General features: G+C 39.4%; 13 protein-coding genes. 4 read left to right on the top strand and 9 right to left on the bottom strand.

Annotation, left to right across the window (positions count from 1 at the left end; translation table 11 throughout):
- Window positions 1-102 precede the first annotated feature (102 nt).
- From LQ188_RS01550 to LQ188_RS01540, 3 genes are all read left to right on the top strand, one after another.
- A complete protein-coding gene (locus LQ188_RS01550; RefSeq protein WP_101225078.1) occupies window positions 103-543 on the top strand; it encodes a hypothetical protein in 441 nt (146 codons plus the stop codon).
- A 233-nt stretch (window positions 544-776) separates the two neighbouring features.
- Entirely contained in the window at window positions 777-1,997 is a 1,221-nt protein-coding gene (locus LQ188_RS01545; RefSeq protein ID WP_230175834.1) for a glycosyltransferase family 4 protein, read from the top strand.
- 145 nt (window positions 1,998-2,142) lie between these two features.
- Window positions 2,143-3,057 (top strand): NAD-dependent epimerase/dehydratase family protein, encoded by a 915-nt coding sequence (locus LQ188_RS01540; RefSeq protein WP_230175830.1) that lies wholly within the window; start codon window positions 2,143-2,145, stop codon window positions 3,055-3,057.
- A 545-nt stretch (window positions 3,058-3,602) separates the two neighbouring features.
- Here LQ188_RS01540 and LQ188_RS01535 read toward each other — a convergent pair.
- The 4 genes from LQ188_RS01535 to LQ188_RS01520 all read right to left on the bottom strand — a co-directional run bounded on the left by LQ188_RS01535 (window position 3,603) and on the right by LQ188_RS01520 (window position 8,632).
- Window positions 3,603-4,451 carry an SDR family oxidoreductase gene (locus LQ188_RS01535; protein WP_230175829.1) on the bottom strand — a complete coding sequence of 283 codons (849 nt, stop codon included), beginning with the start codon at window positions 4,449-4,451 and terminating at the stop codon, window positions 3,603-3,605.
- A gap of 1 nt (window position 4,452) precedes the next feature.
- On the bottom strand, window positions 4,453-5,439 hold the full coding sequence (locus tag LQ188_RS01530) for a polysaccharide biosynthesis protein (RefSeq protein ID WP_230175828.1): 987 nt from the start codon (window positions 5,437-5,439) through the stop codon (window positions 4,453-4,455).
- Window positions 5,432-6,523, bottom strand: a complete 1,092-nt coding sequence (gene wecB / locus LQ188_RS01525; protein ID WP_101225083.1) for a UDP-N-acetylglucosamine 2-epimerase (non-hydrolyzing) — start codon at window positions 6,521-6,523, stop codon at window positions 5,432-5,434. The genes LQ188_RS01530 and wecB overlap by 8 nt, the downstream gene beginning before the upstream one ends.
- Window positions 6,524-6,916: 393 nt before the next feature.
- Window positions 6,917-8,632, bottom strand: a complete 1,716-nt coding sequence (locus tag LQ188_RS01520; protein WP_230175827.1) for an ABC transporter ATP-binding protein — start codon at window positions 8,630-8,632, stop codon at window positions 6,917-6,919.
- Between the two features lie 220 nt (window positions 8,633-8,852).
- Between LQ188_RS01520 and LQ188_RS01515 the strand changes: the two genes are divergently transcribed.
- The gene (locus LQ188_RS01515) at window positions 8,853-10,079 is read left to right on the top strand and encodes an MFS transporter (RefSeq protein ID WP_230175825.1); all 1,227 of its coding nucleotides are present in this window, start codon (window positions 8,853-8,855) and stop codon (window positions 10,077-10,079) included.
- A 208-nt stretch (window positions 10,080-10,287) separates the two neighbouring features.
- Here the strand turns inward: LQ188_RS01515 and LQ188_RS01510 are convergent, their stop codons facing one another.
- From LQ188_RS01510 to LQ188_RS01490, 5 genes are all read right to left on the bottom strand, one after another.
- The gene (locus LQ188_RS01510) at window positions 10,288-11,550 is read right to left on the bottom strand and encodes a LysM peptidoglycan-binding domain-containing protein (protein WP_230175823.1); all 1,263 of its coding nucleotides are present in this window, start codon (window positions 11,548-11,550) and stop codon (window positions 10,288-10,290) included.
- Window positions 11,551-11,726: 176 nt separating this feature from the next.
- Window positions 11,727-12,476: a (S)-benzoin forming benzil reductase gene (locus LQ188_RS01505; protein WP_230175821.1), complete on the bottom strand. Its 750-nt coding sequence runs from the start codon at window positions 12,474-12,476 to the stop codon at window positions 11,727-11,729.
- Between the two features lie 340 nt (window positions 12,477-12,816).
- Entirely contained in the window at window positions 12,817-14,274 is a 1,458-nt protein-coding gene (gene cls, locus LQ188_RS01500) for a cardiolipin synthase (protein WP_101225088.1), read from the bottom strand.
- 207 nt (window positions 14,275-14,481) lie between these two features.
- Window positions 14,482-14,745 (bottom strand): metal-sensitive transcriptional regulator, encoded by a 264-nt coding sequence (locus LQ188_RS01495; protein ID WP_054395644.1) that lies wholly within the window; start codon window positions 14,743-14,745, stop codon window positions 14,482-14,484.
- A 171-nt stretch (window positions 14,746-14,916) separates the two neighbouring features.
- The gene (locus LQ188_RS01490) at window positions 14,917-15,360 is read right to left on the bottom strand and encodes an SRPBCC family protein (protein WP_101225089.1); all 444 of its coding nucleotides are present in this window, start codon (window positions 15,358-15,360) and stop codon (window positions 14,917-14,919) included.
- Between the last annotated feature and the right edge of the window lie 111 nt (window positions 15,361-15,471).

The following is a 15,471-nucleotide window of genomic DNA, read 5'->3' as shown; positions in this document are numbered from 1 at the left end:
CATATTTTTAGTTGAAAATATTCATATTATGAATAACTTGTCTATACAAAAACCTTCTCAAATTAATATGTTAGAGTATTCCAATAAAAGAGGTGTTATAATTTGGGAAAATTTTTAGATGCACAAACTTCACAGAATGCCAGTTATCGTGACTCCATCTCGATACCGGTCACCACTACACCTGCACTTTTCGGCTCATTGGGCCTAAACACTACTGGTGCAGGACCGAATATCAGGGTCGAATTCACTTTCACCGCAACTCTTAGCTCTCTAGCTGCCATATTAACTCCCGTCAACATTGAAATTTATAGAGGGACAGGCGTAGGACGCGTACTGGTTTATTCAGCACAACTAACATTACCCGTTGCAGGTTTAGGTGTTGCCTCCGAAACGATCATCACCCTAGCAGGAGCGGACTTCAATCCACCATCCCCTAATAACTTTTTAGTATATCAATCGTTCATAAGTATACCTGGCGGAATTGTCATCGCACCGACTCGTACTGGCCCAGAAAGCTTTTTCGCAGCTGCATTTTCCAACTAAATACTTCTAAGGGCAATGAAGAATATTAGATTTACCGTGTTTATAATGGTGGCGAGTGCTTCTTGATTGGACAAGTACTCGTTTTTTTATGAAATGATATTCAAAAATATGGGAATCCCTTAAATAAGCTACATAAACCCATGTGATTCGTCTATAGCATCATTTTTTCCCCGAATAGTTATAAAGAGATAACTTAAAATGGAGTATCAAAAGCATGATAGGGGGAGATTACCGTGAAAATATTACTTGCCACTTTTTGGGTAACACCACATGTTGGCGGTGTATGGAACTATATGCAGCAATTAAAGGAAAAGCTTGAAACTCTTGGTCATGAGGTCGATTTCCTAAGCTATGGTGAAAACCATGAATATGTTCATATCATTAACGAAAATCGTAGAATAGATATGGATTCACTGCCTCAAGAAGTATTAATGGAACAACAAGATTCATCCCTCCATAGTGATCCAGTGATTGCTTATTATGCCTCAAAGTGTGATTTTTTTCAGTTTGCCGCTAATAATTTAGGGTTGGAAAAATATGATGTCATTCATACACAAGATATATTTTCGACCGTCTGCATTAACCGGATACGAACCGAAAAAACTGCTCTGGTCGCTACCCTTCATGGTTGTGTCGCTCACGAGCTAAGGAGCGCGTACTACAGCTCCAATACGCAAAAGAAAAGCTACGCAAAACAAGGTTGTGATTATTTTAACCGACTCGAATATGAAGGTGCGACCTCGGCTGACTATACGATCGTAGCCAATGAATGGATGAGAAATATTTTAACGGATGAATTTCAAGTGCCGAAAGAGCAACTTAGCGTTTTTCACTATGGATATGATATCGAATCCTTCTTGAAGCGAACGAACGAAAAGACCGAGATCCAACGCCCAACTGATAAGAAAGTGATTATCTATACTGGTCGCCTGAATGAGTTTAAAGGTGTACATCATTTGATAAGCGCACTCAAGGAATTAAAAAAGACTAGAGGTGATTGGGTTTGCTGGATTGTTGGGGATGGTCCCAAAGAATTGGAGTTGAAAAACAAAAGCAAAGCGGAGGGATTGGAAAGTGATGTGATTTTTATGGGAAGGCGGGATGATGTTCCTTTTTTGTTATCTCTTTCGGATATCTTCGTTCTTCCAACATTGATGGAAAATCAGCCGTTGTCTGTAATTGAAGCACAAATCACCGGAAAAGCTGTCATTGCCAGTGATGTAGGAGGAGTACCAGAAATCATCGAACATGGAATTACAGGTGTATTATCACCTGCGGGGGATGAACAGATGTTAACCATGCATATCAATTATTTATTGGAGAATGAGTCCTATATGAAAACCCTTGGTTTAAATGCCCAAAAATGGGGGCTGGAACATTGGTCACCCGATAAAGCCGTCCAAAAGGTGCTAGGTGTATATGAAAACGCACTTTGCAAAAAGAGAAATAAATGATGTCTACAAGAAAGGTGCTAACCACTTATTGCGTCAGCACTTTTTTTCCTTTTTCCTTTCTTTTTTGGCAATGCTAGGTACCTGTTTAAGACATTTTTGAACGTATTACATACAATACTAAAAACATATAAGAGGAGTATGATGCATGAAGGCTATCGTGACAGGAGGGGCTGGGTTCATCGGTTCCCATCTCGTTGAAGAACTTATCTTAAATGGTGCCGAGGTACATGTATTGGATAACATGATATCCGGACACAAAGAATATGTACATCCAAATGCCATCATCCATACTGAAGATATATGCAGTGAGGCAGCTGTCCAAATCATCGCGAGGGAAATGCCGGATGTCGTTTTCCATTTGGCTGCACAAGCTGATGTGAGCCGTTCCATACTTGAACCCCAATATGATGCTGATGTGAACATTAATGGAACAATTAATATTCTTCGGGCTTGTCATGAATCTTCTGTAAGTAAACTGATCTTTTCCTCCACCTCAGGAGTTTATGGCAATTTACAGAAAGAACTGATTTCCGAAGACGACCCGACAGGCCCCATTTCTTATTATGGATTATCAAAACTGACTGCCGAATCATATATCCGCCTGTTTCATCAGTTATATGGGCTCCCCTATACGATTCTTCGTTATGGAAACGTTTATGGGCCGAGACAAACAGCAAAAGGCGAAGGCGGAGTCGTCGCAGTCTTTTTGGAAAAACTCAAAAAAGGGATGCCTTTAAGCATTCACGGTGATGGTGAACAAACTCGTGATTTTATATATGTGAAAGATATAGTGCATGCTAACATCGCTTCGGTGAATCGTGGTAATCAAGAAACGATCCAGGTCAGCACTGCACAGAAAACATCAGTAAATCAACTATTGGAAATGCTAGCTCAAATTCATGGTTCAAAAGTGAGTACACTCCATTCAGCCGCAAGAACAGGAGATATCAAACACAGCTGCCTTGATAACAAGAAAGCACGGCAATCGCTGAATTGGGATCCAAAGACTGATATTTTCAAAGGGTTATCCGAAACCTATTCCTTCTCGACTAAGAAGTAGTTACAATGATATCCCCCATTCTCCCCTTTAAGACCACTACCACATCGTGTATGGATCGGTACCTTTACACCTCATACCGCTGCTACATTCAAAATTAAAGACGCACTAAAAAATGGTTACGTTTTCAATCTATCATTTCTCCCGAAAACCTAAATTTTCGGGAGAATATCAGTGGTCATTTTTTGGATCGTTTATAAAAAGGATTCCATCGAGAACGATGTTTTTTTAAAATCCTTCGTATAGTATTCATAAGTTGAACAATTTCTAAAGCATTACTCTATTTATTAACTCTTAATAAAATGGCAGCGCTTTCATAAAGATTTCACCTTTACACTCAATAGCTCAACGACTTTCGCCACTTATATTCCCCTCGGGTTTATATAATATCAACTTTACATTTTTGTTTTAAAGAAAAAGACCCCTCGGATAGTTAACTTTTTCATCAAAGCGATGCGAGGTTTCCTACACGAAGAGATCTTTACATAACATGACCATTTTCAGCCTGAACGAAATCTAGTTTTTTGGTCACGGATGGATTAAACCATTCAACCAATCGACTTGTTTTCTTCCTTTTTCCTCATCCAATCTCTTAATTCCACCAGCATTTCTTCGTAAGTAGGCAGTTTGTATTGAAAATCATTTCTTGTATTTTTAATGGTTCGATCTAAATTAATAAATGAATCAGGAATGATTTCCACATCGGTTTTCTTGAAGATTTGCTGTATCAATGTCAATAAGGCCGCTTTTGAGATCTTTTCATCTGAGCCAAGATGATATAACCCAGTAATGTTCTTTTGGATCATCGTGTCCAGTGCCTTAGCCAGCTCGAGAGTCGTTACACCATTCCATAGCACTTTTTCGTATCCTTTTATTTCTCCCTTTTGCTTCATGAACCAAAGAAATAAACCAATTCCATTTTCTTTTAGCTCCGGGCCGATTATGGAGGTTCGTATAGTCAAATGTTTTTCACTAATGATTTCACCCAAATGTTTTGATTGGCCATAAATTGTGGAGCTGTCGGGTACATCATTCTCAGTATAATCACCTTTTGACCCTGAAAATACACAATCTGTACTGATATGAATCAATTTTCCATTATTGCGTTCAGTCAATTTAACAAGCTGATGGGGAAAAACACTATTAACCTGAAAAGCGAGTTTCGTATTATCACTAGCATGCTCATTTAAAATGCCGATACAATTAATCGTAATGTCAGGTTTAACTTTATCCATGATTTCCTCTAGACTCGTTACATCGGTTACATCCAGATATAGTCCCTTATTATCATTCGGATCCCTTGACGTATAGGACACCTGATACTTCGGGTCCTGTGTGAAATACTCCTTTATTACATGGCCTGCCATCCCTTGTCCACCAAGGACTAATACCTTCATGTTAAATAAAGCCCCCGTTCTTTAACATTTCCTCGATCTGGGCTTTATCCATAAGTCCTGTGCCAGAGTTATAGTCTTCTAAACTAACCGGCTGGTATTTAGAATAATGTTCTTTTATCCCATCTATGTGAATGGCCGGCAATATGACATAATACTCATCGTCATAGGCAATCGCCGTTGTGCTTTCATATTCTGAAAGCAGGATCTCATGGAGTTTTTCACCAGGACGGATGCCCAGGACATCTACACCTACATTTGTTTTCCCGGATGCTTCTATCAACACTTCAGCTAAGTCAATAATTTTACAGGAAGGCATTTTCATCACGAATATTTCTCCGCCGACACTTTCAAAAGTAGCCTTGAATACCAATTTTATCGCTTCTTGAATGGTTAGAAAGAACCTTGTCATATTCAAGTCCGTTATCCCGATTTTCCCCTTTTCCTTGATTTGCTTTTTGAATACATGAATGACGCTTCCATTCGTACCCATGACATTTCCTCCGCGGATACATACGAATCTAGTTTTCGTGTTTAATGTATTAGCGTGTATGATCAGTCTTTCCGCCATTGCTTTTGATAGACCATAAAAATTGGATGGATTCGAAGCCTTGTCGGTAGATATATTCACAACAGAATGCACATTACAGCTTATAGCTGCCTCTATTACATTCTGTGTTCCGATTACATTCGTCTTTAATGCTTCAATGGGCTGATCTTCACAAACAGGAACATGCTTTAATGCAGCCAAGTGGAAAATATAATCAACACCTTGGCAGGCTTCCAATAAAGCTTCCTTCTCTTTTATGTCTCCGATAATATAATGCAATTTCGGATTATTATCAAACTCTTGTTTCATTGTGAATTGATTGGATTCATTTCTTGAGAAAATTCGTATTTCACGCGGTTCAAAATCCAGAAGTTGCCTTACCAATTCATATCCCCATGAGCCTGTACCGCCCGTTACCAAAATTGTTCGATTCTTAATCAATTTCATGGCCTCCCAGTATTATTTTAAGCACTTTATCTGAAACGTTTTTATGGTCGTAGCCTTCTGGAAAGGTCCAGTCTTTTTGCTGGTTAACCATAATCTTCACACAATTGACGATTTGTTCAGCATTAATTCCCGATAACATATTGCTGCCTGACTCAATTGTTTCAGGTCTTTCCGTAGTTTTTCGTATCGTAACCGCAGGAACATGGAACAAGCAACATTCCTCTTGGACGGTTCCGCTATCGGTCAGCACACAAAAAGCGCTTTTTTCAAGCTTAACGAAGTCGAAGAAACCAAATGGCTCATGGAATTCAATTAGTGGATGTACATCTAAATTGGGACTGAGTTCAATGCGGGATTTTGTCCGGGGATGTAAGCTGCATATGATTCTTTTTTGATAGGTTTCGGCAACCAAATTAATGCCTTTCATAATTTCCATCAAACGGTCTTCATAATCAACATTTTCGGCTCGATGGGCAGTTACGAGGAAATAATCCTCCTTTTTCAAATTCATTTTGTCCAAAATTCCACTTTGCTCGATCTCATTGTTGTAATGATTCAAAACTTCGTAAATAGGGTTTCCCGATAAATATATCCTTTTGCTGGGGATACCTTCTTTCAGAAGATTCTCTTTACTTTGAGGAGTGTAAGGTAAATTCAAGCTTGATACAGCATCAATGATCTTTCGATTTTTCTCCTCAGGCACTTCCAGGTCAAAGCAACGGTTTCCTGCTTCCATATGAATGACGGGTATTCCCAGTCTTTCTGCTAAGATGGAGCTGAGCCCGGAGTTCGTATCCCCCAACACTAATACTTTGTCTGGCTTTTCTTTTAATAGGATTGTCTCTAAATTCTTAAAGATCGCCGATAACTGTTCGCCGAGTGTTTTCTGTTGATTCAGCAAGACGTAATCGGGTTTCCTTACCTGTAACTGTTGGAAGAATATTTCGCTTAAGGATGTAGTGAAATTTTGTCCGGTGTGTACTAGTATATGTGAATCGGCATACTGATCCAATTTCTTTATAATGAGACTTAATCTGATGATTTCAGGTCGAGTCCCTAAGATGGTCATTACTTTCACGATTTGCACTCCTTACTCTTTTCTGGTATATGGCCTCTCCTTCTACCCTTTATTGTATGCACTGCCAATCCTATTGTTATAGGCTAACCTATTAGATTTCGGTCTATATAAAACAAATAACCGCGTTTATAGACAGCACTTCCAACTCCGGCCAAGACCCGTTTAAAGACTTTTTTTAAATAAAAAAAGACATGGAACGACTCCAAGTCTTTTTTGTTAGAACATCTGCCTTAGTACACTAAGCATTATCATCCTTATGAGGTAAATGTTTCATCCATTTTTCAAAAACCTTGTTTGTTACCCTATGGAATTATGGGAAATCATTCTGAATTGAATTCCACTCCAATCTATTAAAAATGCTATATGTCCTTATGGGGACATATAGCATTTTTATCATTTTTGGAATTGTAATTGATGCAGATTGGCAAAAATGCCCCCCTGCTCAAGTAAGTCATCGTGACCGCCCTCTTCAGCAATTCCTTCTTCCGTAACAACCACGATCTTGTCAGCATTTCGAATGGTTGCCAATCGGTGTGCGATAATTAACGTAGTTCTGTTTTCAGCTAGTTCTGTAAGAGCCTGCTGAATTATTCTTTCCGTCTCAGTATCGAGTGCAGAGGTTGCCTCATCGAGAATTAATATTGGCGGATTCTTCAAAAACATCCTCGCTATTGCAATTCGTTGTTTTTGTCCTCCAGATAATTTCAAGCCACGTTCACCTATTTGAGTTTCATAGCCTTCTGGAAGTCCTTCAATGAAAGTCTCCAAATGGGCTTTCCTTGCAGCATCTTGAATTTGTTCATCCGATGCTCCAAGCATTCCGTACGCAATGTTCTCTTTTACTGTTCCTGTGAAAAGAAACACGTCTTGCTGGACTATGCCAATTTGTGAGCGCAATGATTTTTTCGTCATCTCACGAATATCAATTCCATCAATGGATATTGAACCAGCCTTAACATCATAAAATCTTGGGATCAATGAACATATGGTCGTTTTCCCAGCTCCCGAAGGCCCGACAAAAGCAATGGTCTCACCAGCCTTAATTGTAAGATCAATACCTTTTAAAACTGGCTTTTTGTCTTCATAGTTAAAAGAAACGTCTTTAAAGGAAATATCGCCTAAAAGGGTGGTTACCTCTATTGCATCCTTTTTATCGACGACATCTGGCGCTACATCCAGAAGTTCCGTAAAACGCTTAAAGCCGGCCATCCCTTTTGGATAGAGTTCCATCAACGCACTGATTTTGTCGATCGGCTTAAACAATACGTTAACATATAAGACGAATGCAACCAGTTCACCATAAGAGAGCTGCCCATGAAATGTTAGCCAAGCACCAAGCACCAACACGGCAAGGGTCATAAACCTCGTCATCATGTATATGCCCGATAAGCTAAAGGACATAACCTTATATCCAAGAAGTTTCGCTTTACGGAATCGGCGATTATTAGTAGCAAATCTTTTTATTTCATATGTTTCATTAGTAAAGGATTGTACAACCCTCACTCCTGAGACGCTATCTTCTACACGGGCATTTACATCCGCAACTTCTGTATACATTTTCTTCCAGGCTTTATTCATCTTTAAATTACTTATGACAATTAATAAAACGAGGAACGGTAAAATACAAACCGATACGAGTGCAAGTTTCACATTGATTGTCAACATAATCCAAAATGCGCCTATAAAAGTCATGAAGGCAATGAATAAATCTTCGGGACCATGGTGAGCAAGTTCCCCAATATCGAAAAGGTCATTGGTTATGCGACTCATGATATGGCCGGTTTTCGTGTTATCAAAAAAACGAAAAGATTGTTTCTGCACATGCTCAAATAATTCTTCACGCATATCAGTCTCGATATTGATACCCAATTTGTGCCCCCAATACCCTACGATGAACTGTAAGAAGGTACTAATGATATAAAGGAGGAACAAACCGGCACTTACCGAAACAATTGCAGACCAGTCGTCGCCAGGCAGCAGTGTATCTATGAACCACTGAACAGCTAGCGGAAATGCAAGTTCTAGTACAGCAACGACCACTGCACTGAAGAAGTCAATAATGAATAACCGCTTATGCGGCAGGTAATATGAAGCAAAACGTCGAATCATCAAATTTTTCTCCTTTTTTACATATATTAAGGAGTATAATTCCATATTCAATATTCAGCAAGCATTTGAGAACCCCCTTGTTCATATTATGGTAAAATCATCTATATAAAACAGGCCAACCCGGCTCATGCAATCTAGTAAATTAAGGAGTGAATCCAGTGTAAAAATTATAACCATTCTAAATATCCATGAACTTTATTTTCGCAAAAGGATGGTATATATGAAAAACTCATCTTTTCGATACCTTTGGATCGGTCAGTCGTTTGCAAATCTAGGTGATATATTTTATGTAGTCGGGTTGATTTCATTATTATATACTTTGACGGGATCTGCCTTTTATTTGAGCTTGCTTCCGTTCACTACAACGATTTTTCGATTTATCAGCAGTTTACTCTCCCCCCTTGTCATCGACAGGTTTCCTTTAAAAAGGATCCTTGTACAATCTCAATGGTGGAAGTCCATCTTACTCGTTGGCCTAGGAATCTATATAACAAATTTCAATCATGGTTTTGCTGTTGCCGTCATTTGCTTCATAGCCTCCATTTCATTATTGGATGGAGTCGCTGCCCCGGTCAGCGCAGCTTTGGTTCCTCAATTAGTTCCGAAGGAAGAACGGATGAAAGCGAATGGTTTCTTGAACATGATCACCCAGACCATCTTTGTAGCAGGATGGCCACTAGGTTCCGTCTTATTGATAAGTACCAACAGCAGTTTCATCATTTGGCTTACGGTAATGCTTTTTGCTGTTTCAACGATCTATACAATGAAAATAGAAGTCTCAGAACGAACGACGGACTCTGTTGTTCCGTCAAACTGGGGTTCGATTAAATCCGGATGGGTTTCGATTCGACAAATCCCAACTATCCGTACACTCATTTCCATTGATTTTATAACTACTTTGGCTTCAAGCGTGTGGATGGCTGCCGTTATATATGTATATGTTGAACAGAACCTGGAACTAGGTGAGGAGTGGTGGGGATATATTAACACAAGCTACTTTGTCGGCATGATATTCAGTGGATTGATCGTCATCCGTTTTGCCAAATTACTAGAAAAATATATAGGATTCTTCATCACTTTGGGGATATTTCTCAGTTCAATGCTAACCCTGCTTTTTGGAACTACCAGTATTCCTCCTTTGGCTTTACTGCTGGCATGCCTGTACGGTCTCCCGGAACAAATCCGGGAAGTGATCTACACCAAGCTATTCCAAGACCATGCTTCGGAAAAGACTCTTGCAAAAATTCATGCAGTTTGGGGAGCAGTCATCAATCTTACTTTTGCCGGCTCTGTCTTACTATTAGGCTATATAACGGAAACATACAGTGTAAAAACAACGTTCCAATTTTCTTCCACCCTGATATTCCTTGCCTTTCTTTATGCAATTTTTAAAAAGAAAGACTTACAGGGAAAAAAACACGAGCATTCGATACCAAATCAGTCATAAATATTCCTGGATGATGCATTCCATTCGGTTAACCGTTAAAGTAAAGGAGCCTTGGTTTTCCCTGGCTCCTTTTTATTGGTTCATAGCCATTCGAACGATATTGGCTCCCTTTAATTCTTCTAGATGTGTTTGGCTTTGCCTGATAAAAGTTGCACAACCAAACAAGGGAAAAATATAACACTTCTATTCACCGCCTGCACCCATTCATCTATTTAATAATCAAAATATTCTTTTCTATAAACGCCCAATTCTGAGGGAATTCCAAACCAATCTGCCAATAAGTTGCACCTATCAGTTCATATGCATCAATCATTTCATATTTCGCGCTTATCGATCGAATATCTTCAAACCAAACCACATGATTCGAATTTTCTCTTTGATAAGCATAATTAGGTGATGCCGCAGACGTGTCAAAAGTTATTTCAGCGCCAGTTGCAATAGCAAGATTTTGGGCATTTTGAGCTGATAAAGCTTTCGTCTCGTGGCTTGGTACTACCCAATCGTATCCATACATAGGAAATGCCGACTGCAATTTATATTCAGGAATATTCGTCAAAGCATAACGAAGAACCTCGCCCATCCACCAAAGTGGGGAAATTGGTTCAGGCGGGCCAGTAGGATACCCATAGTCAATGGTCATCACGGCAACAAGATCGGCTACCTCTCCGATCCCCCGATAATCATGGCCGCCTACAATTCGATTATCAGGATTATCCGCTGTTTTTGCGTGTACGTTCACATGAAGGATCAGTTCGTTCAATCCCTCCTTTAATTCTTTTAAAAAAAGCACATAATCGGAACGCCGAGCAGGTGGTATGAATTCGATGTCCATACTGACACCCCCATACCCTTTCTCCCTAACGAATTTCAGCATACTATTGATTAAATTCGCTCTGTATACTGTACTAGCAAGGACATCACCCGCCAAATCAGCATCAAAATCACCATCTTGAAAGTTCCGGATCATCAATAGGGGTGTCACCCCGGTTTGCTCGCATTTCGCGATAAGCGGGAGATCATCACCATCAACGTATGCATTTCCTTCCCTTGTAAACGAATAAGCTACAATGGCTAAATAGGATAATTTATCACCATTCTCCTCAAGTGTTTCAAATACTATTCCACCTGAATTCGGAAAGGCAAAACCCAGCGTAATCAATTGATTTTTGTAAGGGGACGGAATCAAAATTACCGTGCCGACTTTAAGCGAGTTTGCAGCGATTCCTGGATTGGCTTCCATGATTGCCGCTGCACTCGTTCCAAAACGACTGCCGATTCTAGTAAGGGTATCCTGACTTTTAATTAGATACCTTCGGCCCACCGCTTTTTCCTCAGGTATATACAATGCCAGGCCAGGAACCAAAGCTGTTGATTCCAAACCGTTGACTTCAATTAACCTCGATGGTTCAATTTTATTTTTTCTGGCAATTTCCCAAAGGCTGTCACCTTTTTTCACAATAATGATCGTCATTCATAACCCTCCAAACTCCCTCCAAAAAAGTTTATGTTATTCAGGTAATTGGATAGAACGAATTATCATATTTCCTTGAAGATATCCTGCTTTTTTATATAATAAAGGATCACTTAAAAAAGAGGCTGTCCAAACGGACAACCCCACGCTATTTTCGTTTCACATGCTTCCATTCATTAAAGAAAATTCTTAATATCGTAGAACTTCCCATTCTCCAAATCATCCGATTCAAGAAGCTGCAAAAGTATATCTGCCACAAATTCGGGGCTTCTTAACATGCCCTTCTCTTTATATTCATGAAATTTGTCTCGATCGGAAAAGTCCCGTTCGTCTGCTGACCGGATTGTCCCTTGCATCGCCGTATCCATTACTCCAGGTGAAAAAGATATGAGGGACGTAGGGAAAGACGCTTTATCCTGCTCCACCCCTGCAACCCGTGTAAACATTTCTAGCCCCGCCTTAGTACTGCAATAGGCTGCCCAGCCATGATAAGGATTTTTTGCTGCACCTGATGATATGTTCACCATTACCTTCTTTCTGTTCCAGTCCTTTGTCTGTTTAATGACTTCATCAGCCAATACGATGGGTGCCATGAAATTCACCCGCATGCTTGTTTCCAAATTTACCATACCAAGCTCTCCTACCGGCTTTATCGGTTCAATAACGCCTGCATTATTAATGAAGTAAATGTCACTTGTATCATCGACAGCAGCAAGAATCTCATTGACTAAGGAAGGTAACTTTTCAGTTTCATTCAAGTCCATCGAAATAAATGTAAGTTTCTTCCCTGATCGGTCAGCCAGCCGCTGCATTTCAGGATTGGCTGTACGGGAAACTAAAATGCAATGATCACTCGTCTGCAAACATCCTTTGGCGATGGCAGCACCTAAACCTTTTGAAGCTCCTGTGATTATAAACGTTTTCATGACTTTTCCCCCTTTTATGGATATAAACTATTGTACCAAAATAGAGTTCGGAAGGGGCTCATCCCGAACCATGACATTAAGGCAAGACTTGTGATTCTTAATGTGTTTTCTGGTTTTATGAATTTAATTGAAGAAATTACATTCCTCCTAAACAATGGCTAGCCGAGACGCCACAGGCGCTTGCTTTTATGATGCATAGCTGACAGTCGGCTGAAAGGGAGAGGATTTCTGAACAACTGGAACATTTCATAAAGAAAAAAACTGCAGGCAAACTCGCTTTTCTTCGAATTTGTCTACAGTCTGAGCAGACCATGTAGTAATGGTCCGTTTAGTTTAAAAATTATAATATCGGTGATACTAGCCTTGCAATGGACTCTTTAAAACGAATCCACTTGGAACGCTTTTCAAACTCTTCAATTGTAAGCTGCCTGCAAACTTCGACATCCTTATAAAAAATCCTTGTCAGTGTTTCTGCCATTCCTTCATCATAAATGAAGGCATTGACTTCAAAGTTCAATTTAAAACTACGGACATCAATGTTAGCTGTCCCCACCGAGGAGACCTCTTCGTCCACCACGATCATCTTCGCATGAATAAAGCCGTTATCATAGATGTATATCTTAGCTCCCGCTCTTAATAACTGCCCTGCATTGAAAGTTGTTGCCCAATAAACGAAAAGGTGATCAGGTTTATTCGGAATCATGATTTTCACATCTAATCCTGATAAGCTCGCAATCCTGAGTGCATCCAATAAACTTGCATCCGGTATGAAGTAGGGTGTTTGAATGAGAATCGATTTTTTTGCTGAAGAAATTAATTTAATATAGCCATTTTTAATTTGTTCCCATTCAGAATCCGGCCCACTTGTCACTATTTGCAAATCTATATTTCCTTGAGGCTTTACAATAGGGAAATAATGAGGTTGATACGTTATATCATGGTGCTTTGATGCCTGATTCCAATCCAAGATGAAACGGGTTTGAATGGCTTTGACAGCCGACCCCTTTATTCGAAGGTGCGTATCACGCCAAAAACCAAATTTCGGATTAAGCCCTAAATACTCATCTCCAACATTAAAGCCTCCAACATACCCAATTTTCCCATCTATGATGACGAGCTTTCGATGGTTACGGAAATTCAGGCGTAAATTTATAAATTTTAATTTGGATGGAAAGAATGCCTCCACTCGTCCTCCAGCCTGCCTAAATTCCTTGAAGAAACGTTTAGTCATCCCTCTGGAACCCAGCTCGTCATAAAGCAGCCGAACTTTGACGCCTTCATTCGCTTTTTTAGTCAATGCTTCAATGAATCGTTTACCCAAGCCGTCCCTTTGAATGATGTAATATTGTATATGTATATGGTTTTCGGCCGCTTCAATATCTTTAAAAAGCTGGTCAAACTTATTTTTCCCTTCCGTAAAAATATCGACTTGATTATCTTCAGTAAGCACGGCATCATTATTCCGGAGATGCATATATATCAAATCACGATAATTACTTGAAGAAGCATTTCGAAATGGGAAATGATCCGTTGAAAGCTCTTCCATCTGTTTATCAAGGATTTCTTCAATCCCGATCTTCTTCTTGTCCTCCCATTGGAATAAGTGGGCGTGCCTTAAACTTGTTCCAAAAAGGAGATATAAAATAAAACCGACTACAGGCAGAAAATATAACACCAATAACCAAGCCCAGGTCGTGCTCGCTTCCCTTCTTTCAAAAAATATGACAATCGTGGCAAATAAAATATTTAGAATGATGACGAGGCCGAGCAAAACCGATGTAACATGCGTAAATTCCATAGCATACCCTCACTCAATTTTTATCCCTTTAAGGATACCATGCAAATTCTTTATATCAAAGGATTTGCTTATCAGAAATGAAAACAGAGAATTCACAAAAATGGACCTCTTCTTGTAGAGGCCCATTTTAAAAAATACATCCACCCCGGACACTTAAATTTCTCAGATTGGTCAGGTTGTCTTATCATCATCGTCCTAAAAATTACACTACCGGCTTTTCACTAATAAATTCACTGCTTCTTTAACTAGCTCTTCGGGATTCTTTTCTCCGGATTCATTAGCCTCCCGGACGCATTCTACAAGATTGGAACTTACTATTACCCCAATTGTCCTATCGATTGCCGATCTAGTGGCAGATAACTGCGTTACTACATCTCTGCAATCTTTGTTTTCCTCCATCATCTTCAATATCCCACGAAGCTGTCCTTCAATTCGCTTCACTCTATTTTTAACCTGCTTATCATACTCCATGTGATGCCTCCTGCCCCGCCTATTACTTATGAATCGTATCCAGACATCCATTATAAAAACCATTCAATTGATCAAAGGCTTTATAAAGAATATTACAATTTATAATACATACCACTAAGGTATAATTGTCAAGTGCCAATATCCAATAATGACAGCTGCAATATGTAATTTCTATTTTTGTACAAGGAGACTTTGTGCAACTGCCTCAGAAAACTCGATCGTCATTTGGGGAACGTAGGTTTTTAACAAAGCATTGACGATGGGGGCTTTGGCCCCTTTTGCCGTAATCGCAAGGCAGCCTGTCATTTTAGTCTGTCCAATTCCGCACTGTTCCGCTAAAAAATAACCGTGCCCCTCAAATTTTTCATTTAATCCCTTAAGATTAAATGTTACCTTATCAGGTTCAATCCATTCCAATATATTCACTTCAAGTTTAATTTTCTTCTTCATTAATCCCAAATCGCTTTTAAACTCCCAAATAAGTGTCTCCTCACTTATCATCTCATGATTGATATATCCTGGGACAAGAGGTGCCCAACGGTCAATGCTACTTACAAATCCCCATACTGTTTTTATTGAAACAGGTAAAATGATACTATGCACACCTTCTGACAAAGCAAATCCCCCTTAATCATTCTACTTACATCTTTTTAATGTATGGCTGAACAATATTGAATAGAACGGTAAGTTTAGATTCTTAAACAAAATTCTCCCGGTGGTAGCAAA

The sequence above is a fragment of the Peribacillus sp. Bi134 genome (genome assembly GCF_918698065.1).
In the GTDB taxonomy this organism is placed as follows: domain Bacteria; phylum Bacillota; class Bacilli; order Bacillales; family DSM-1321; genus Peribacillus.
The sequence above is the reverse complement of the archived record's forward strand: the minus strand, read 5'-3'. Positions and strand labels throughout refer to the sequence as shown.

Coding starts and splice junctions, on each gene's coding strand:
- LQ188_RS01520 (WP_230175827.1), bottom strand. CDS start 8,632: ATGATTCGACGTTTTGCTTCATATTACCTGCCGCATAAGCGGTTATTC.
- LQ188_RS01510 (WP_230175823.1), bottom strand. CDS start 11,550: ATGACGATCATTATTGTGAAAAAAGGTGACAGCCTTTGGGAAATTGCC.
- LQ188_RS01535 (WP_230175829.1), bottom strand. CDS start 4,451: ATGAAGGTATTAGTCCTTGGTGGACAAGGGATGGCAGGCCATGTAATA.
- cls (WP_101225088.1), bottom strand. CDS start 14,274: ATGGAATTTACGCATGTTACATCGGTTTTGCTCGGCCTCGTCATCATT.
- LQ188_RS01540 (WP_230175830.1), top strand. CDS start 2,143: ATGAAGGCTATCGTGACAGGAGGGGCTGGGTTCATCGGTTCCCATCTC.
- LQ188_RS01515 (WP_230175825.1), top strand. CDS start 8,853: ATGAAAAACTCATCTTTTCGATACCTTTGGATCGGTCAGTCGTTTGCA.
- LQ188_RS01505 (WP_230175821.1), bottom strand. CDS start 12,476: ATGAAAACGTTTATAATCACAGGAGCTTCAAAAGGTTTAGGTGCTGCC.
- LQ188_RS01495 (WP_054395644.1), bottom strand. CDS start 14,745: ATGGAGTATGATAAGCAGGTTAAAAATAGAGTGAAGCGAATTGAAGGA.